Here is a 17,792-nt window from a genome sequence, read left to right on the forward strand (position 1 = left end):
CATCCGCATTGTCCTGCTGTTGAGCAGCCCCGTGGGGGACTGTCCGTGCGCGATACTGGGATCGAACCAGTGACCTCTTCCGTGTCAGGGAAGCGCTCTCCCGCTGAGCTAAACGCGCGTGGTGCGAGGTGGAAACGGGAATCGAACCCGTGTACACGGTTTTGCAGACCGTTGCCTAAGCCACTCAGCCATTCCACCGTGGCGTCTCCGCCTCGTGCAGGTCCCGACCCTACCGGTTGGGACCCGGAAGGAGAAAACGAGGACCAGAGCGGATGACGAGACTCGAACTCGCGACCCTAACCTTGGCAAGGTTATGCGCTACCAACTGCGCTACATCCGCAAGCACCGTGTAGTACCGGTGCGACCCAGAACTCTATAGGTTTCGGTCTCCGCGCACAAACACCCAGGTAGACGGGCAGAAGAGTGGATCGGGCCAGGTGCGGTGAACCCCACCGTTGTCATTCACCTGTCCGACAGTGCCGCCGTCGGGGTCGTCGTCAGGTTCGAGGGGTCGGGGAGTCATGTCGTGGAGGGTGGGGAACTGAGTAGCGGGCCGGGGAAGTCGGGAGAGACCGGCGAGACGGCGACACCCCGTCCTTCCGGTGCCGTCGGGCGCCCAGATTTCCCACTGTGACGTGCCAAGTTGCGCACACCGGTGCGCGGGGTGATAGATTACCTCTCGTTCCACCGAGGTCCCATAGCTCAGTGGAAGAGCGTTCCGTTCACACCGGAAAGGTCGCTGGTTCGATCCCAGCTGGGACCACATCCACGCCCCCGGCGTCGCCGTGCACCGCACAGTGACTCCGGGGGCGTCGTGCATGCCCGGGGGTGGTGCCGTACAGCGGAGGGTGTTCCGGGCATTCGCCCGGTTAGGCTGGGGTTCTGCGCCCGCGGACACGTCAGCCCGGGTGCCCGTCGAGTGAAAGGACCGCAATGTTCCGCCTCCCTTCCCGTCGTCTGCTCCGACCGGCCTCCCCGCGAGGCGCAGGTGGACGCGGCCTCGTCCTCGCGCCGGCCGTGGCACTGGCCCTGGCAGGCGCCCCGGTGATCATCGGTGGGGGAGCCTCCCCCGGGCTGCCGGAGGCGGCGGCCCACGACGCGATGGTCGGGTCCACCCCGGAGCAGGACAGCACGGTCAGTGAGGCGCCGGACTCGATCGAGCTCGAGTTCTCCGGTATCCCGCGTGAGGAATTCAACACCGTGGCACTGTCACAGGACGGGGACGTGCTGGTCAGCGACGAGCCCGAGATCGACGGCCACATGCTGACCCTGGGCCTCCCCGACGACCTCGACATGCCGGACGGCGAGTACACGGTCGGCTACCAGATCACCTCCTCCGACGGACACGCCACGCGCGGCAGCTACACCTTCACCCTGGACACCGGCGCGGGAGCCGCAGGCGGCTCCACCGGAGGTGCCGTGACCGGTGAGGCTCCGGCGGAAGGGGAGTCCGGCGACGGACAGGGGTTGCCGTCGTGGGCGACACCCGTCATGGCGATCGCCGGTGTGATCGTGGTCCTGGGTGCACTGGTGCTCGCGGTCGCCCGGTTCCGGAACCTGTCGTCCGACGATTCCTGACGCCCCGTGCCCACCGGGTGGCCGCCGACGGTCCGGCGGCAGGTAAGGTAGTGCTCGACTTCTGACTGTCACCAGGTATGTGACCGTCATCATCTTCCGTGTAAGGAGCACACCACCCGTGAGTGAATCAGCACTGGACGCCGCACAGGAATCCGCCGCGCAGGCGCCTGTGACCTTCACCGTCCCCGCCGGGGAATCGGCAGGGGCCGCGATGCGTCCGTTGGGACTGCCCAACAAGGGCGTCGACGCGATCGTCTGCGTCAAGGACAGCGAGGGGTCCCTGAGGGACCTGGCGTACGTCCCGGAGACCGACACCCAGGTCACTGCTGTCGCCGCGAACACCGAGGACGGCCGTGCCGTGATCCGGCACTCCTGCGCCCACGTCCTCGCGCAGGCCGTCCAGAAGGAGTTCCCCGGCACCCGGCTCGGCATCGGGCCGGCGATCGAGAACGGCTTCTACTACGACTTCCAGGTCGACGAACCGTTCACGCCGGAGGACCTCAAGACCCTCGAGAAGCGCATGAAGAAGATCATCAAGTCCGGCCAGCGCTTCGAACGGCGTGTCTACGGGTCGGCGGAGGCCGCGGCCGACGAACTTGCCGCGGAACCCTTCAAGCTCGAGCTGATCCAGGACAAGGGCAATGTCGACCCGGACTCGGACGAGGCGACTGAGGTCGGCTCCGGCGAACTCACCGCATACGACAACGTCAACCCGCGTACCAGCGAGGTCGAGTGGTCGGACCTGTGCCGTGGCCCGCACATCCCCACCACCCGGTACATCCCGGCCTTCGCGCTCACCCGTTCCTCGGCCGCCTACTGGCGTGGTGACCAGTCCCGCGAGGACCTGCAGCGCATCTACGGAACGGCCTGGGAGTCGAAGGAGGCGCTGGAGGAGTACCAGCACATGCTCGCGGAGGCGGAGAAGCGAGACCACCGCCGTCTGGGTCAGGAGCTTGACCTGTTCAGTTTCCCGGACGACCTCGGTTCCGGTCTGCCCGTCTTCCACCCGGACGGCGGCATCATCCGCCTGGAGATGGAGGAGCACTCGCGCCGTCGCCACATCGAGGCCGGCTACTCCTTCGTCAACACCCCCCACATCACCAAGGACGACCTCTACGAGCGGTCCGGCCACCTGGGCTTCTACAAGGACGCGATGTTCCCCCCGATGCAGGCCGACGGGGAATGGGACGAGGACGGCAACTGCACCAAGCAGCCGCAGGACTACTACCTCAAGCCCATGAACTGCCCGATGCACAACCTGGTCTTCGATTCCCGGGGACGCTCCTACCGTGAACTGCCGCTGCGCCTGTTCGAGTTCGGCACGGTGTACCGCTACGAGAAGTCCGGTGTGATCCAGGGGCTGACCCGTGCCCGTGGCTTCACCCAGGACGACGCCCACATCTACTGCACGGAGGACCAGCTCGAGGACGAGCTGACCTCGGTGCTGGAGTTCGTGATCTCCCTGCTGCGCGACTACGGTCTGGACGACTTCTACCTGGAGCTCTCCACCCGCGACCCGAAGAAGTCGGTGGGGTCCGACGAGATCTGGGAACGGTCCACCGAGACCCTGCGCCGGGTGGCCACCCGTTCAGGTCTGGAGCTGGTCCCGGACCCGGAGGGCGCGGCGTTCTACGGCCCCAAGATCTCCGTCCAGGCGCGGGACGCCATCGGCCGGACCTGGCAGATGTCCACCGTGCAGCTGGACTTCAACATGCCCGAGCGCTTCAACCTGGAGTACACCGCGTCGGACGGCACGAAGAAGCAGCCGATCATGGTCCACCGGGCCCTCTTCGGGTCGATCGAGCGGTTCTTCGGCGTGCTGCTGGAGCACTACGCGGGCGCATTCCCGGCCTGGCTCGCCCCTCACCAGGTCACCGGCATCCCCGTGGCCGACGAGTTCGTGGGCTACCTGGAGGACATCGTCGCCGAACTGCGTGGCCAGGGTGTGCGCGCAGCTGTAGACACCTCCGACGACCGTATGCAGAAGAAGATCCGCAACCACACCACCGGCAAGGTCCCGTTCATGCTGCTCGCCGGCGGACGCGACGTCGAGGCAGGTGCGGTCAGTTTCCGGTTCCTCGACGGCAGTCAGGTCAACGGCGTGCCCCGGGCGGACGCGGTCCGCATCATCACCGACTGGGTCCGCGCACGTCGTAACGAGCAGCCGAGTGGAGAGAACATTGGCGACCTCAGCTGACGTCTCCCCGGACGGTCTCGCCCGCCTGTGGGCGCCGTACCGTTCGGCCTACCTCGGCGAGCAGGGGGCGGACGGTGCGTCCGGCGGCGACGGCGGCACCGACCCCGACGACCCGTTCATCGACCTGCCGTCGAAGTCCGACGAGGACGCGCTGATCGTCGCGCGCGGGGAAGAGGTCTTCTGCATACTGAACCTCTACCCGTACAACCCCGGGCACATGATGGTGCTGCCGTACCGGAAGGTGGCGTCGTACGAGGACCTCACCGACTCCGAGACCCGGGAACTCGCTGAGTTCACGAAGAAGGCCATCCGCGTTCTTCGGGCGGTCTCCGGGCCGGACGCGCTGAACGTGGGGATGAACCTCGGACGCGCCTCCGGGGGCTCCGTGCCCGGCCACCTGCACCAGCACATCGTGCCTCGGTGGCAGGGGGACACCAGTTTCATGACCGTCCTGTCCGGGTCCAAGGTTCTGATCCAGCTTCTGGGTGAGACCAGGGAACTGCTCGCCACGGCGTGGCAACAGCTCGACTGACGGCGAACTGAGAGAATATCGGCGACAATGAAGCCTGAAAGCACGGCAAGGAGACCTGAGACATGTTGAGCGTTCGTGGACGCCGGCCGGCGGCGGTGGTCATCGAACCGATCGCCCGACGGTTGGTCAACTGGGGTGTCACCCCCAATACCGTGACGGTCACCTCGACGACGGTCGCCGTGGTCCTGGCCGTCACCCTGATCCCCACCGGCCACCATTTCCTCGCCGGGGTCCTTCTGGGGATCACCGTCGCCACCGACATGATCGACGGGACGATGGCCAGGATGCTCGGCGGAGGCACCCGGTTCGGGGCCACCCTCGACGCCACCTGTGACCGCATCACCGACGGAGTGCTCTTCGGCGCCATCGCCTGGTGGATGGCGTTCCAGCACTCCCACGAGCCCTACAAGGGGCTGTTCGCCGCCGCGCTGGTGATCATGATCGCCAGCCAGGTGACCTCCTACGTCAAGGCGCGTGCCGAGGCCTCCCGGATCAAGGTCGACGGTGGTCTGATCGAACGCCCGGAGCGGCTGATCATCGGTCTGGTCTCCCTGGGTGTCTCCGGGCTCGGTGTGCCCTACATCCTGGGTGCCGGGCTGATCATCCTCGCCGTCGGCTCGGTGTACACCGTCTTCGAGCGGCTGGTGATCGTCTCCCGGTCTGACGCCGCCTCGGAACGCATCGCCCCGCCCACCGGTGCCAGGAGCTTCGACGGTGGCGACACCGTAGAGTCCACGGAAGCGGAAGGCAGGGCCCATGAGTGACTCCGGCACCCTCACCGAGCGGCTGAGCGCCCTGGGCTACCGGCTCGGGTGGGCGGCGACCCGCCGGCTGCCCGCCGGTGCCGCCGACCGGTTGTTCACCTGGCTGGCGGACCGGGTCTCCGGCGGCGGGCGTGGCCCCGAACAGCTGCGGGCCAACCTCGGGCGTGTCGTCGGTGACGCGAACGTCACCAGGGAGCTGGTCCGCGACTCCATGCGGTCGTACATGCGGTACTGGCGTGAGGCCTTCCAGCTGCCCGGCATGGCCGGGCCAGAGCTTGCGGCGAAGGTCGACGCCGGATTCGACGAGGCCGACGTCCGGCGGCTCGACCGGGCGATCGCCCGGGGCAGGGGCGTCGTGCTGAGCCTTCCGCACTCCGGTAACTGGGACATGGCGGGGGTGTGGCTCGTCGACCACGCCGGACAGTTCACCACGGTCGCGGAACGGCTGAAGCCGGAGAGCCTCTTCGAGGCTTTCGTGGAGTACCGGGAGTCGCTCGGTTTCGAGGTACTGCCGCTCTCCGGTGGTGAGGCCCCGCCGTTCGCGCGTCTGCGTGAGGTCCTCGAGGCCGGTGGGGTCGTCTGCCTGCTGGGCGAACGCGACCTGTCCGGGCGCGGCGTCGAGGTCTCGTTCTTCGGTGAGCGCACCTCCATGCCCGCCGGCGCGGCACGCCTGGCGCAGGAGACGGGGGCGACGCTGATGGTCTACCACTCCTCCTTCGACGGGGACGGCTGGCGGTCCAGCTTCAGTGAGGAACTCGACACCACGGCGCCTCTGGAGGACATCGTCCAGCAGCAGGCCGACATCTACGCCCGCAACATCGCCGCCGCCCCGGTGGACTGGCACATGCTGCAGCCGCTGTGGTTCTCCGACCTGTCGGAGTCGCGCCGTCGGCGTCTCGGGCTGGACACCGACGCTGAACCGCGTGAGGAGCCCGCCGGGCGGCCCGGTGGACAGGGGCGGGGGAAGAGTTCCTCATGAAGATCGGCATGGTCTGCCCGTACTCCTTCGACGAGCCCGGTGGCGTCCAGATCCACGCCGTCGACCTGTGCACCGAGCTCATCCGCCGCGGTCACGAGGTCAGCCTCATCGGACCCGGTGGCAGCGACGCCGACGTCCCGGAGTTCGTGGAGCTCGGTGGAGGGGCGATCCCCATTCCCTACAACGGGTCCGTGGCGCGCCTGGCCTTCGGCCCGTCGACCTGGCGCCATCTCGGGGACTGGATCGACCGTCATGACTTCGACGTGGTGCACATCCACGAGCCGAACTCCCCGAGTTACTCGATGATCACCCTGGCGAAGGCCGACGGGCCCATCGTGGCGACGTACCACGCGTCGGCGAGCGAGTCGCTGATCCTGCGGATCTTCCTGCCTGTGCTCCGACCGTTCCTGGAACGGATCCAGGGCGGCATCGCCGTGTCCGAGGAGGCGCGGAGGTGGCAGGTGGAGATGCTCTCGGGCGACCCCGTTCTCATCCCGAACGGCGTGGACACAGGCGCCTACCGTGGGGCGGAACCGATGCCGGAGCTCGACCCGTCCCGGCCCCGGGTGATGTTCCTCGGCCGGTTCACCGAGTCGCGCAAGGGGCTCCCCCTGCTGCTGCGGGCACTGCCGGCGATCGTCAGGGACGTGCCGGACGTCGAGGTCGTGGTGGTCGGTGGCGGCGACATCGCCGAGCTGACCCAGATGCTGCGCAAGAGCGGGGTGAGCTACGTCGAGGGGGTGGGGGATCCAGGCGCCCAGAGGGCGACCGTCCGCATCCTCGGCCGGCTCAGCGAGGCGGACAAGGCTGCGGCCCTGGCCGCGTCCGACGTCTACGTGGCGCCGAACACCGGGGGAGAGAGCTTCGGCATCGTCCTGGTGGAGGCGATGGCCGCCGGCGCGGCGGTCGTCGCCAGTGACATCCCCGCCTTCGCCGCCGTCACCGACCACGGGTACGCGGGCCGGCTGTTCGCCAACGGTTCACGCAGGGCCCTGGCGAGGGCGGTCACCGACATCCTCACCGACGACGCCGGCCGGGAGCTCCTCGTGGGGCGCGGCCACGAACGCAGCAGGGACTTCGACTGGGACCGGGTGACCACCCAGGTCGAACGGGTCTACGACACCGTGGTCACCGAGGGGCGGAAGGTGAGGCGGTCATGATCCCCCTGTGGGCACTGGTCCTGGTCATCGTGGTGGCGCTGGCCGCGCTTCTCGGGCTGTGGCTGTCACTGACGGCCTCCAGGCTCAACCGGCTGCACATCCGCACCGACGCGGCGCGACTCAGCCTGGAGGGGGCCCTGCAGGCGCGGTCGGCCGTGGTGTCCGCGATCCACCCCGAGCTGGTGCGGGCGGCCGGACGGACCACGGCCGTGGCCCTGAGGGCCTCGGACATGGACGCCCGTTCGGACGCGGAGAACGTGCTCCTGCGGCAGCTCAGCGACGAGGACCTCACCAACCCGGCCTTCGTCGAGGCGTCGGTGAAGGTGGACATCGCCGCGAGGTTCTACAACGACGCCGTCGGGGACACCCGTGACCTGCGTAAGCGCCCGGTCGTCCGGGCCTTCAGGCTGGCCGGGTCGGCGCCGTTGCCGTCGTACTACGAGGCGATGTCGGTGGGCGACGGATCCGTCTGAACCGGACCCGCGACCCTGTGGACAGCATGGTCTGTCTCGCGCGGTAGAATGCGCGGTGATCACCATTAGGCTACCGAGATCACTCGAGAATCAGAGGTCATGATGACGCAGAACAGTGCCGACACCGTCGGTGCCAGGGGAACCGGTCGCGTGAAGCGCGGCCTCGCCGACATGCTCAAGGGGGGAGTGATCATGGACGTGGTCACTCCGGAGCAGGCGAAGATCGCCGAGGACGCCGGCGCCACCGCCGTGATGGCCCTGGAGCGCGTGCCTGCCGACATCCGCGCCGAGGGTGGCGTGTCCCGCATGTCCGACCCCGACATGATCGAGGGCATCATCGAGGCCGTGACCATCCCGGTCATGGCGAAGGCCCGTATCGGCCACTTCGTCGAGGCGCAGGTCCTGGAGAGCCTGGGCGTGGACTTCATCGACGAGTCCGAGGTGCTGACCCCGGCGGACTACACCAACCACATCGACAAGTTCGACTTCACCGTCCCCTTCGTCTGCGGTGCGACGAACCTGGGTGAGGCCCTGCGCCGCATCAACGAGGGTGCCGCGATGATCCGCTCGAAGGGTGAGGCCGGCACCGGTGACGTGTCGAACGCCGTGACCCACATGCGCACCATCCGTGCCGAGATCAACCGGCTGACCTCCATGGCCCCTGATGAGCTGTACGTGGCGGCCAAGGAACTGCAGGCCCCCTACGAGCTGGTCCGCGAGGTCGCCGAGAACGGCAAGCTTCCGGTGGTGCTGTTCACCGCCGGTGGCATCGCCACCCCGGCGGACGCCGCGATGATGATGCAGCTCGGCGCCGAGGGTGTCTTCGTCGGTTCCGGGATCTTCAAGTCCGGTGACCCGGAGAAGCGTGCCCGCGCGATCGTGCAGGCGACCCTGAACTACGAGGACGCGGCCACTGTGGCCTCGGTGTCCCGTGGCCTCGGCGAGGCCATGGTGGGGCTCAACGTCGACGAGATCCCGGAGCCGCACCGTCTGGCAGAGCGGGGCTGGTAGATGTCATCCGGTGCTGATGGGCAGGCGCTCAACGGACGCCGGCCCCGGATCACCGACGTGCTCGACCTGGAACAGATCGAGCCGGGGATCTTCCGGGGGCAGGTGATTCCGTCTGCGCTGTCACGGACGTTCGGCGGCCAGGTCGCCGCACAGTCGTTGGTCGCCGCGACCAGGACGGTGGGGCCCGAGTACCGCGTGCATTCCCTGCACGGCTACTTCGTCGGGCCGGGGAACTCGGACCGTCCCACGGTGTACCTCGTCGATGAGGTACGTAACGGCCGCTCCTTCCGGGTGCGTTCGGTGCGCGCCGTCCAGGACGGTCGGACACTGTTCATCATGCAGGCGAGTTTCCACGTCCGCGATGACGAGGGTCCGGAGCACTCCGATCTCGTGCGCAAGGTCCCGCCGCCGGAGGAGATCGACCCGGCGAAGGGTCGTGGACGCACACTCGGGCGGGCCTTCGCCAAGGACTGGGAGGACTGGGACATCCGGATCGTCCCGCCGGACATGTGGGAGAAGAGCCCCGGGGCGGCCTCGCAACAGGTGGTCTGGTTCAAGTCCAAGGTGCCGTTGCCTGACGACGAGAAGTTCCACATCTGCACGCTGGCGTACATGTCGGACATGACGCTGCTGGGGTCCGCGCTCGTCCCGCACGAGAACGAGCCGGTTCAGGAGGCGTCGCTGGACCACGCCATGTGGTTCATGCGTCCGTTCCGCGCGGACGAGTGGCTGCTCTACGACCAGTCTTCGCCGTCCGCCCACGGCGGCCGGGCGTTGACCACCGGGCGGATCTTCAACCAGGCCGGAGACCTGGTGGCCTCGGTGACCCAGGAGGGCCTGACCAGGACCCTGGCCGAGGGCCGGCAGTCGGTGCCCATCAAGACGGATCTGCAGGGGCAGTAGGTGACCGGGAATCCACTGATCGGAGTCCTGGCTCTACAGGGCGGTGTGGCCGAGCACGTCCGGATGCTGGAGGGCGGCGGGGCGCGGACCCGTCTGGTCCGTCGGCGAGAACATCTCGACGGGCTCGACGGCCTCGTCTTCCCGGGTGGTGAGTCCACCACCATGTCGAAGCTCCTGGAGCTCGGCGGGATGCTGGACCCTCTACGGACCCTTGTCCGGGACGGCCTGCCGTGCTTCGGCACCTGTGCCGGGCTGATCCTGCTCGCCTCTGAGGTACTCGACACAAGGGCCGACGCCCACTGCCTCCGGGCGCTGGACGTCACCGTGCGACGCAACGCCTTCGGACGCCAGGTCGACTCCTTCGAGACGGACCTCGTTGTCGCCGGGCTCAGTGACGAAAATGACGAAGGCGACGAAGGCGACGCCGGGGACGTTCCGGTCCACGCGGTCTTCATCCGTGCGCCGTGGGTGGAGCGGGTCGGGCCCGGGGTGGAGGTGCTCGCCAGGGTGGCCGACGGTGGTCCGGCTGACGGCGCGGTCGTGGCGGTGCGCCAGGGGCAGGTGCTGGGTCTGTCCTTCCACCCGGAGCTCACCGGTGACGACCGGCTGCACCGTCTCTTTCTCCGGATGGTGGCCGCGCACCGCACAATTCGCTCCTGACGCGGTGCGGTGGACCGCCGAATCGTCCCGGTGCACTATCATGGGTTCGTCAAGCACCCGACAAAGGGAGATCAGGTAGACGATGAGCGGCCACTCGAAATGGGCGACAACCAAGCACAAGAAAGCTGCGAATGACGCCAAGCGGGGCAAGGAGTTCGCGAAGCTGATCAAGTACATCGAGGTCGCGGCACGGACCGGCGGTGGGGACCCGGCGGCCAACCCGACCCTCGATGACATGATCAAGAAGGCCAAGAAGGCCTCGGTGCCCAACGACAACATCGAGCGTGCCCGCAAGCGCGGTTCCGGTGAAGAGGCCGGTGGCGCAGACTGGGAGACCATCGTCTACGAGGGTTACGGGCCCAACGGTGTCGCGGTGCTGATCGAGTGCCTGACCGACAACCGAAACCGTGCGACCACCGACGTGCGCACCGCCATGAACAAGAACGGCGGCAACATGGCCGACGCGGGCTCGGTGTCCTACCTGTTCGACCGCAAGGGTGTCATCCTGCTGGACAAGGGGGGAAACACCGAGGACGACGTCCTCATGGCGGTGCTTGAGGCGGGCGCCGAGGAGGTCAACGACCTCGGTGAGAAGTTCGAGGTCGTCTGCGAGCTCTCCGACCTGACCACGGTGCGCGAAGCGCTGGTCGAGAACGGTATCGAGTACGACTCCGCCGACCCGGACTACCGGGCCGATGTGGAGGTGCCGTTGGACGCGGAAGGGGCGAAGAAGATCTTCCGTCTCATCGACGCGCTCGAGGAGTCTGATGACGTGCAGAACGTCTTCACCAACATGGACCTCTCCGAGGAGGTCCTCGCCGAACTCGACGCCTGAGCGGTCGTCCCCTTCCGGGAGGAGGGGGAGTCGGCTCAGCCGAATGGCGGGCCGACGACGAGGAGCGCGCCGAAGACGACGAGAACCAGCACCGTGAGTGTGCCGGCGGAGGCGTAGGGACGTCCCACCAGGACGGCGAGCAGTCGGTCCTTCAGCGGGGCGTCCGCCGCTGCCTCTGTGCGCCAGGGGCCGTCGAGGCCACCCCGACGGGCGACGGCCTTCTCGAAGGGGACGGTGGCGAAGGGGATCACGGCGGAGAACAGTCCGAGCAGGCCCTGCCCGGCACTCCACCGGTTGTTGACCCACACCAATACGGTCACCACGACGAACGCCAGGAAGGCGAGGCCGTGGACGGGTCCGGCGGCGGTGACGCCGGCCTCGGTGACGCCGGTGTACTTGAGAATCATCCCGAGGATCAGGAGTCCCCAGGTCACGGCTTCGACAATGGCGGTGGTCCGGTATATTTTCAGAGGTGTCATCGAAGGGTGATGCTACCTGAACCGGATACGTAACTACTAAGTCCACTACGCCGGCGGCGGGTGCGCCTTGCCGGCCCGTTCGCACATGTGTGCTATATTCGTGCACTGCAGAGCCTGTACCGCGGTACCGGCGGCGAACAGCGGAGACAGGCGGCGGAAGGTGAGGAGGTACCGGACGGTGGCAACACGATCTCGCACCGACGGTTCCCTGGTGATGGGCATCGACCCGGGTCTCACCCGGTGTGGACTGTCGGTGGTGCGTTCCGGGCAGGGCCGGTCGGTGGTACCCGTCGCCGTCGGAGTGGTGCGGACACCGGCGGAGGAGGCTCTCCCGGTGCGGCTGCGCCGTCTGTCGGACGCGGTGGAGAGCTGGATGGACGACTACCGTCCGGACGTCGTGGCCATTGAACGGGTCTTCGAACGGGGCAATGTGTCCACGGTGATGAACACCGCACACGCGGTCGGGGTGTTGATGCTCAGCGCGGCGCGGCGCGACCTTCCGGTCCACCAGTACACCCCCAGCGAAGTGAAGAAGGCCGTGTCCGGCAACGGACGGGCGGACAAGCGTCAGATGACGAGCATGATCACCCGTATCCTCGGGTTGTCGGAACCACCTAGGCCGGCGGACGCCGCCGACGCGCTGGCGCTGGCGGTGTGCCACTGCTGGCGTGCGCCGTTCTCGGCGCTGGTGACAGAGGTATCAGAGAGGAAGAGTGCACAGTGATCGCTTCGTTGAGAGGTACCGTCATCGACAAGGGACTCGATTCCGTGGTGATCGAGTGCGCCGGTGTCGGGTACCTGTGCCAGGCGACGGCGCCGACGTTGGCGACGTTGCCGCGGGGTGAGGAGGTGTCCGTGCTGACCACGATGGTGGTCCGCGAGGACTCGCAGACACTGTTCGCCTTCCCCGACGTCGCGTCACGCGAGGTATTCGGCCTGCTCCAGTCGGTCTCCGGGGTAGGTGCCCGACTGGCGATGGGGGTCATGTCCGTGCTCACCCCTGCGGAACTCTCCCGGGCGGTGGCCGACGGTGACGTGAAGGCCCTGCAGCGGGCCCCCGGCGTGGGCAAACGGCTCGCGGAACGTATGGCGGTGGACCTCAAGGGCAAGCTGGACGGCTACGCCGGCGCTCCGGACGGTTCACCCGCCCCCGGCCAGGACACCGGGTCCGTCGACGACGCCGCAGGGGGTACCGGCCGCCAGGTCGTCGAGGCGTTGACCGGACTCGGCTTCACCGAACGTGACGCCGAGGGTGCACTGCGTGAACTAGGAGACACCGGCGGGCTCGACACCGCCACCCTGTTGCGCCAGGCACTGGCACGACTCGGCGGACGACGGTAGGGGAGGACGAGGGCACCGTGAGCGACATCGAGCGCACCGAATTCGACACCGGAGCGACATCTCCGACCCGCCCGGCGGCATCGCAGGGCCTGCCTGGCGGAGACCTGTCACCGTCCCCGCAGCCCGGCGAGGGAGACGCCGAGCTCTCACTGCGCCCCCGGTCGCTGCGTGAGTTCATCGGCCAGCCCAAGGTCCGCAGCCAGTTGGACCTGGTCCTCGGAGGTGCCAAGGCCCGCGGGGTGGCACCGGACCACGTCCTGCTCGCCGGCCCACCTGGCCTGGGGAAGACGACGATGGCGATGATCATCGCCCAGGAACTCGGTTCCTCGGTGCGGATGACCTCGGGTCCTGCCCTCGAACGCGCCGGCGACCTGGCGGCGATGCTGTCCAACCTCATCGAGGGCGACGTGCTGTTCATCGACGAGATCCACCGGATGGCCCGGCCTGCCGAGGAGATGCTCTACATGGCGATGGAGGATTTCCGTATCGACGTCATCGTCGGCAAGGGCCCGGGGGCGACGTCGATCCCCATCGAGCTGCCCCAGTTCACCCTCGTCGGCGCCACCACGCGGGCGGGGATGCTCACCGGCCCCCTCCGCGACCGTTTCGGTTTCACCGCGCAGATGGAGTTCTACGACACCCCTGACCTCACCCGGGTGGTCACCCGTGCGGCGGGGATCCTGGGGGTCACGGTCACCGACGACGCCGCCGTGGAGATCGCCTCGCGGTCCCGAGGGACGCCCCGTATCGCCAACCGGCTACTCAGGCGTGTCAGGGACTACGCCGAGGTGGAGGCCGACGGCATCATCACCGTGGCTGTCGCACGCTCGGCGCTGGAGATCTTCGACGTCGACGAACTCGGTCTCGACCGGCTCGACCGTGCGGTGCTCGACGCCCTCATCCGCGGGCACAACGGTGGGCCGGTGGGGGTCAACACCCTCGCCGTCGCGGTGGGGGAGGAGTCCACCACCGTGGAGGAGGTCTGCGAGCCCTACCTCGTCCGTGCCGGCATGGTGTCGCGCACGCCCCGTGGGCGCACGGCGACACCGGCGGCGTGGCGTCACCTCGGGTTGGAGCAACCGGCTGACAGGTGACAAAAGCCCTGTATGGCAGACTGGCGGCATGGAATTCATCCTTCTCATTCTCATCGTCCTGGTTTTTCTCGGTCTGCCTGTCCTGTCGATGCGCAAGCAGTCGAAGCAGATCAACGAGATCAAGTCCTTCCAGGCGCAGCTGGAGCCCGGGATGATCGTGCAGATGACCTCCGGGATCCACGCACGGATCTCCGAGGTCGGCACCACCACCGTCGACGTGGAGGTTGCGCCGGGGGTCACCACCACCTGGGACCGCAGTGCCGTGCTGAAGCTCGTGGAGACCCCTGAGGCCGAACACCCCGAGGCCTCCGAGGCCTCCGAAGCTTCCGAGCCTTCCGGGTACGCCGAGAACACCGGCGACAACCGGGACGACGGGTCGCAGGTCGAGGAGTCCACCTTCGAGGACTTCGACACCGTGGCACCGTTCGAGGACCGTCACGACGACGACTCCGAGGACCGCGACAACGGTGACACGCCGAAGTCCTGACACCGCGGCGGCGTCCGTCCGCAGCATGTTCGTCCCCACAGTGCACCGCCGGGACCCTCTTTGACAGACAGAGGGTCTAGACTCATTCGTCGACACGGCGGTGGTTCTTTTCTCATGTCCACATCGCCGACATCCCCGAGACTTCAGGAGTAACCCGAGTGAGTTCACAGGGCTCAACGGCCGCGCGTGCCAGAACGTGGCCCAAGAAGGCGCTGCTGCTCTTCGTCGCCGCCGTGGTCATCATCTACGGCCTCGTATTCCTCACGGGAGACAAGAGTCCCACGCCGAAGCTGGGCATCGACCTCCAGGGAGGTACCAGGGTGACCCTGGTGCCTCAGGGAGAGCAGCCCACCAGTGACCAGCTCAACCAGGCCCGCCGGATCCTGGAGAACCGCGTCAACGGCATGGGCGTCACCGGTGCCCAGGTCGTCTCCGACGGTGACTCGCTGGTGATCACCGTTCCCGGCGAGGACTCCTCAGAGGCACGCAGCCTTGGCCAGACCTCCCAGCTCCTCTTCCGTCCCGTGATGGAGGGGGGCATGCCCGAGGACGGCCTCGAGGACGTGCTCACGAAGATGGCGGACAAGTGGGTGAGCACCGGCATCCTCACCGCCGAGGAGGCCGACGAGAAGCTCGACACCGCTTCGTCGACGCTGGAGCAGATGGGGATGCCCGCCCCCGGCGACCTCAAGGTCAGCGCGAAGGCGCCCGAGGATCCGGCGAACTCGATCGAGGAGGCGGACCGTCGGAAGGAGATCACCGACGTCCTGCGCGAGGACCGCCAGTCCGAGGACACGAACACCCAGATCGCCGCGTCCTTCCTCATGACCTGTTCCGCTGACACCGATCCGCTGGCCGGTGCAGATGACCCGGCCAAGCCCCTGGTCAGCTGCAGTGAGGGTCAGCCGATCCTGCTGGAACCGGCACCGCTGCTCAACGGCCAGGAGGACGAGGAGCACGGCACGCGTCTGACCGGCGACATGATCGACACGAACTCGCAGATCTTCGGCGGGCTGGACTCCCAGTCCGGTCAGATCAAGATCACCTTCCGGTTCAAGACCGGTGAAGCCACCCCGGGTGGCGAGACCTGGCAGCGCATCGGCCAGGAGTACGCGCAGAAGCAGGTGGCGATCACCCTCGACAGCCAGGTGCTGTCCGCACCGGTGATGCAGAACCCGACGCCTCCGGGCCGTGACTCCGAGATCACCGGTGACTTCACCGAGAGTGAGGCCTCCGACCTCGCCAACAACCTGCGCTACGGTGCGCTGCCGCTCAGTTTCACCGGTGAGAACGGTGAGCAGGGCGGTACCGCCGAGACGATCTCTCCGACGATGGGTACCGCCTCTCTGCAGGCCGGTCTGATCGCCGGTCTGGTCGGCCTGGTGCTGGTGGCTGTCTGGTCGCTGATCTACTACCGCGGGTTCGGTGTGGTCGCCGTGTTCTCCCTGGTGGCCTCGGGTGTGCTGATCTACGGTGCCCTCGTGCTGCTCGGCCGTTGGATCGGCTACAGCCTCGACCTGGCGGGCATCGCCGGCCTGATCATCGGCATCGGTACCACGGCGGACTCCTTCGTGGTCTACTTCGAACGAATAAAGGACGTCATCCAGCAGGGCCACAGTTTCCGGTCGGCGGTGCCGCGCGCCTGGAAGCGGGCGCGTACGACGATCATCACCGGAAACGTGGTCTCGATCGTCGCTTCGCTGGTCCTGTACTTCGTCGCCGTCGGCGACGTGAAGGGCTTCGCCTTCACCCTGGGCCTGTCGACCGTCTTCGACGTCGTCATCGCCTTCCTGGTCACCGCACCGCTGGTGATCCTTATGTCCCGCTCCGAGAAGTTCGCCTCGCCGAAGCTCAACGGTCTGCACTCGGCCTTCCGCTCGGCGGAACGCCGCCGCGCCGGCGAACTCCATGCCGGACAGTCCGCCGACCAGACCGGGGGAGAAGCCGGGGAGGAAACCGGGGCAATGGCGTCCACCTCCGGAGGGACCGACCCCGGCCCGGACGGCACCCCGCAGGACGGCCCTGCGTCCTCAACTGAGAACGGAAAGGACCAGTGAGCATGAACGCGACGACCGCTCCCAAGCCCGCCGGCTTCTTCGAGAAGGTGTACAACGGCGAAGCCGGCTTCGGCTTCGTGGCCAAGCGCCGCAAGTGGTACTGGATCTACGCCCTGCTGACCCTGCTGTGCTTCCTGGTGATCGCCCTGAAGGGATTCACCCTGGGCATCGACCTGGAGGGCGGCACGAAGATGACCATGCCACCGGCCAACGGTGCGACCGAGTCTTCGGTGACCCAGGTCGTCGAGGACGCCACCGGTGTCACCCCGCAGTCCGTGCAGACCGTCGGTTCCGGCAACAGCCGGAGCATCGAGGTCGCCTCCGAGCGGCTCTCGGACGAGCAGATCCGTGAAGCCCGGGTGGCTCTCTACGAGGAGTTCCAACCGTCCGACCACTCAGGTCAGCCGAGCCCCGACGCCATCAGCGACTCCACGGTCTCCGAGTCGTGGGGGCAGTCGGTGACTCAGCGGATGATCATCGGCATGGTGGTCTTCCTGGTCATCGTCTTCGTGTACATCACGATCCGGATGGAGCGGGACATGGCGATCTCCGCGATCGTCAGCCTGATCCTGGACGGAATCTTCGTCGCCGGGATCTACTCCCTGGTCGGATTCGAGGTGTCCCCGGCGACGATCATCGGCCTGCTGACGATCCTGGCCTACTCGCTGTACGACACGGTGATCGTGTTCGACAAGGTCCACGAGAACACCCAGGACGTGTTCAGTTCGACCCGCTCCACCTACGGCGAGCAGGTGAACCTGGCTATCAACCAGACCGTGATGAGGTCGTTGAACACTTCGCTGTTTTCCGTGGTGCCGATCGCCTCACTGCTGGTCGTGGCCGTCTGGCTGATGGGAGTGGGCACGCTGAAGGATCTGGCGCTGGTCCAGTTCGTCGGCGTGATCGCCGGTACCTTCAGTTCGATCTACTTCTCCGCACCGCTGCTCGTCACCTTGAAGAGCCGGCAGAAGAAGATGGTCGAGCACGACCGTAAGGTGGCCCGCGCCCGTGAGCTCGCCGCAGGGCGCGGTTCCGATGACGCGGCCGTCGACGCAGGCGACGGTGACGGTCCTGCCGGCGCCGGGAACGGAGAAACCGGAGACACGGACGGGACCGGCGCGCGGCAGCGCACGGTGACCCTGCCGCCGCGTTTCCGTGGCAACGGTGACGGACCCGACGGCGCCGCCGGCGGAAATGACTGGGACAGGGGCCGCACCTGGCGGCCCGGCATGTAGAGGAAGT

At 67.5% G+C, this 17,792-nt stretch carries 18 protein-coding genes and 4 tRNA genes; 18 read left to right on the forward strand and 4 right to left on the reverse strand.

What is annotated here, in order from left to right:
• Positions 1-46 precede the first annotated feature (46 nt).
• The 3 genes from Q0A34_RS00130 to Q0A34_RS00140 all read right to left on the reverse strand — a co-directional run bounded on the left by Q0A34_RS00130 (position 47) and on the right by Q0A34_RS00140 (position 340).
• Positions 47-118: transfer RNA gene (locus tag Q0A34_RS00130), tRNA-Val, on the reverse strand.
• Positions 119-126: 8 nt separating this feature from the next.
• Positions 127-198: transfer RNA gene (locus tag Q0A34_RS00135), tRNA-Cys, on the reverse strand.
• Between the two features lie 69 nt (positions 199-267).
• Positions 268-340, reverse strand: a tRNA-Gly gene (locus Q0A34_RS00140).
• 351 nt (positions 341-691) lie between these two features.
• On the opposite strand from Q0A34_RS00140, the gene Q0A34_RS00145 reads away from it, so the two are divergent.
• The 12 genes from Q0A34_RS00145 to Q0A34_RS00200 all read left to right on the forward strand — a co-directional run bounded on the left by Q0A34_RS00145 (position 692) and on the right by Q0A34_RS00200 (position 11,092).
• Positions 692-763 (forward strand) — tRNA-Val (locus Q0A34_RS00145).
• A 170-nt stretch (positions 764-933) separates the two neighbouring features.
• Positions 934-1,578, forward strand: a complete 645-nt coding sequence (locus Q0A34_RS00150; RefSeq protein WP_291477280.1) for a copper resistance CopC family protein — start codon at positions 934-936, stop codon at positions 1,576-1,578.
• A 118-nt stretch (positions 1,579-1,696) separates the two neighbouring features.
• Positions 1,697-3,775: a threonine--tRNA ligase gene (gene thrS / locus Q0A34_RS00155; RefSeq protein ID WP_291477281.1), complete on the forward strand. Its 2,079-nt coding sequence runs from the start codon at positions 1,697-1,699 to the stop codon at positions 3,773-3,775.
• Positions 3,759-4,307 carry an HIT domain-containing protein gene (locus Q0A34_RS00160; RefSeq protein ID WP_363316408.1) on the forward strand — a complete coding sequence of 183 codons (549 nt, stop codon included), beginning with the start codon at positions 3,759-3,761 and terminating at the stop codon, positions 4,305-4,307. The genes thrS and Q0A34_RS00160 overlap by 17 nt, the downstream gene beginning before the upstream one ends.
• A 62-nt stretch (positions 4,308-4,369) precedes the next feature.
• Positions 4,370-5,071 (forward strand): phosphatidylinositol phosphate synthase, encoded by a 702-nt coding sequence (gene pgsA, locus Q0A34_RS00165; protein WP_291477284.1) that lies wholly within the window; start codon positions 4,370-4,372, stop codon positions 5,069-5,071.
• Complete coding sequence (locus tag Q0A34_RS00170) at positions 5,064-6,050, forward strand: phosphatidylinositol mannoside acyltransferase (RefSeq protein WP_291477286.1); 987 nt, start codon at positions 5,064-5,066, stop codon at positions 6,048-6,050. Before pgsA ends, Q0A34_RS00170 begins: the two co-directional genes overlap by 8 nt.
• On the forward strand, positions 6,047-7,210 hold the full coding sequence (locus Q0A34_RS00175; protein WP_291477288.1) for a glycosyltransferase family 4 protein: 1,164 nt from the start codon (positions 6,047-6,049) through the stop codon (positions 7,208-7,210). Before Q0A34_RS00170 ends, Q0A34_RS00175 begins: the two co-directional genes overlap by 4 nt.
• Positions 7,207-7,683 carry a hypothetical protein gene (locus tag Q0A34_RS00180; protein ID WP_291477290.1) on the forward strand — a complete coding sequence of 159 codons (477 nt, stop codon included), beginning with the start codon at positions 7,207-7,209 and terminating at the stop codon, positions 7,681-7,683. The genes Q0A34_RS00175 and Q0A34_RS00180 overlap by 4 nt, the downstream gene beginning before the upstream one ends.
• A 102-nt stretch (positions 7,684-7,785) precedes the next feature.
• Positions 7,786-8,694 (forward strand): pyridoxal 5'-phosphate synthase lyase subunit PdxS, encoded by a 909-nt coding sequence (gene pdxS / locus Q0A34_RS00185; protein ID WP_291477350.1) that lies wholly within the window; start codon positions 7,786-7,788, stop codon positions 8,692-8,694.
• Positions 8,695-9,597 (forward strand): acyl-CoA thioesterase II, encoded by a 903-nt coding sequence (locus tag Q0A34_RS00190; protein WP_291477291.1) that lies wholly within the window; start codon positions 8,695-8,697, stop codon positions 9,595-9,597.
• Positions 9,598-10,257 carry a pyridoxal 5'-phosphate synthase glutaminase subunit PdxT gene (pdxT, locus tag Q0A34_RS00195; protein WP_291477293.1) on the forward strand — a complete coding sequence of 220 codons (660 nt, stop codon included), beginning with the start codon at positions 9,598-9,600 and terminating at the stop codon, positions 10,255-10,257. It begins immediately after the preceding gene.
• An 82-nt stretch (positions 10,258-10,339) separates the two neighbouring features.
• A complete protein-coding gene (locus Q0A34_RS00200) occupies positions 10,340-11,092 on the forward strand; it encodes a YebC/PmpR family DNA-binding transcriptional regulator (protein WP_291477296.1) in 753 nt (250 codons plus the stop codon).
• Positions 11,093-11,127: 35 nt separating this feature from the next.
• On the opposite strand, the gene Q0A34_RS00205 is transcribed toward Q0A34_RS00200, so the two are convergent.
• The gene (locus Q0A34_RS00205; RefSeq protein ID WP_291477297.1) at positions 11,128-11,571 is read right to left on the reverse strand and encodes a DUF3817 domain-containing protein; all 444 of its coding nucleotides are present in this window, start codon (positions 11,569-11,571) and stop codon (positions 11,128-11,130) included.
• A gap of 214 nt (positions 11,572-11,785) precedes the next feature.
• On the opposite strand from Q0A34_RS00205, the gene ruvC reads away from it, so the two are divergent.
• From ruvC to secF, 6 genes are all read left to right on the forward strand, one after another.
• Positions 11,786-12,295, forward strand: coding sequence for a crossover junction endodeoxyribonuclease RuvC (gene ruvC / locus Q0A34_RS00210; RefSeq protein ID WP_291477352.1), 510 nt, complete (start codon positions 11,786-11,788; stop codon positions 12,293-12,295).
• On the forward strand, positions 12,292-12,912 hold the full coding sequence (ruvA, locus tag Q0A34_RS00215; protein WP_291477298.1) for a Holliday junction branch migration protein RuvA: 621 nt from the start codon (positions 12,292-12,294) through the stop codon (positions 12,910-12,912). The genes ruvC and ruvA overlap by 4 nt, the downstream gene beginning before the upstream one ends.
• Positions 12,913-13,001: 89 nt before the next feature.
• Positions 13,002-14,006: a Holliday junction branch migration DNA helicase RuvB gene (gene ruvB / locus Q0A34_RS00220; RefSeq protein ID WP_291477354.1), complete on the forward strand. Its 1,005-nt coding sequence runs from the start codon at positions 13,002-13,004 to the stop codon at positions 14,004-14,006.
• Between the two features lie 28 nt (positions 14,007-14,034).
• Positions 14,035-14,493, forward strand: a complete 459-nt coding sequence (gene yajC, locus Q0A34_RS00225; protein ID WP_291477300.1) for a preprotein translocase subunit YajC — start codon at positions 14,035-14,037, stop codon at positions 14,491-14,493.
• A 158-nt stretch (positions 14,494-14,651) separates the two neighbouring features.
• Positions 14,652-16,550 (forward strand): protein translocase subunit SecD, encoded by a 1,899-nt coding sequence (gene secD, locus Q0A34_RS00230; protein WP_291477302.1) that lies wholly within the window; start codon positions 14,652-14,654, stop codon positions 16,548-16,550.
• A 2-nt stretch (positions 16,551-16,552) separates the two neighbouring features.
• Complete coding sequence (secF, locus tag Q0A34_RS00235) at positions 16,553-17,785, forward strand: protein translocase subunit SecF (protein ID WP_291477304.1); 1,233 nt, start codon at positions 16,553-16,555, stop codon at positions 17,783-17,785.
• The last annotated feature ends 7 nt before the right edge of the window (positions 17,786-17,792 follow it).

Origin of the sequence: Corynebacterium sp. (assembly GCF_022712195.1) — a bacterium.
GTDB lineage: Bacteria > Actinomycetota > Actinomycetes > Mycobacteriales > Mycobacteriaceae > Corynebacterium.

What these genes read in the sequence shown, in the direction of transcription:
- Q0A34_RS00150 (WP_291477280.1), top strand. Translation starts at nt 934, where the DNA reads ATGTTCCGCCTCCCTTCCCGTCGTCTGCTCCGACCGGCCTCCCCGCGA.
- pgsA (WP_291477284.1), top strand. Translation starts at nt 4,370, where the DNA reads ATGTTGAGCGTTCGTGGACGCCGGCCGGCGGCGGTGGTCATCGAACCG.
- Q0A34_RS00170 (WP_291477286.1), top strand. Translation starts at nt 5,064, where the DNA reads ATGAGTGACTCCGGCACCCTCACCGAGCGGCTGAGCGCCCTGGGCTAC.
- Q0A34_RS00175 (WP_291477288.1), top strand. Translation starts at nt 6,047, where the DNA reads ATGAAGATCGGCATGGTCTGCCCGTACTCCTTCGACGAGCCCGGTGGC.
- Q0A34_RS00180 (WP_291477290.1), top strand. Translation starts at nt 7,207, where the DNA reads ATGATCCCCCTGTGGGCACTGGTCCTGGTCATCGTGGTGGCGCTGGCC.
- pdxS (WP_291477350.1), top strand. Translation starts at nt 7,786, where the DNA reads ATGACGCAGAACAGTGCCGACACCGTCGGTGCCAGGGGAACCGGTCGC.
- Q0A34_RS00190 (WP_291477291.1), top strand. Translation starts at nt 8,695, where the DNA reads ATGTCATCCGGTGCTGATGGGCAGGCGCTCAACGGACGCCGGCCCCGG.
- Q0A34_RS00200 (WP_291477296.1), top strand. Translation starts at nt 10,340, where the DNA reads ATGAGCGGCCACTCGAAATGGGCGACAACCAAGCACAAGAAAGCTGCG.
- Q0A34_RS00205 (WP_291477297.1), bottom strand. Translation starts at nt 11,571, where the DNA reads ATGACACCTCTGAAAATATACCGGACCACCGCCATTGTCGAAGCCGTG.
- ruvC (WP_291477352.1), top strand. Translation starts at nt 11,786, where the DNA reads ATGGGCATCGACCCGGGTCTCACCCGGTGTGGACTGTCGGTGGTGCGT.
- yajC (WP_291477300.1), top strand. Translation starts at nt 14,035, where the DNA reads ATGGAATTCATCCTTCTCATTCTCATCGTCCTGGTTTTTCTCGGTCTG.
- secF (WP_291477304.1), top strand. Translation starts at nt 16,553, where the DNA reads ATGAACGCGACGACCGCTCCCAAGCCCGCCGGCTTCTTCGAGAAGGTG.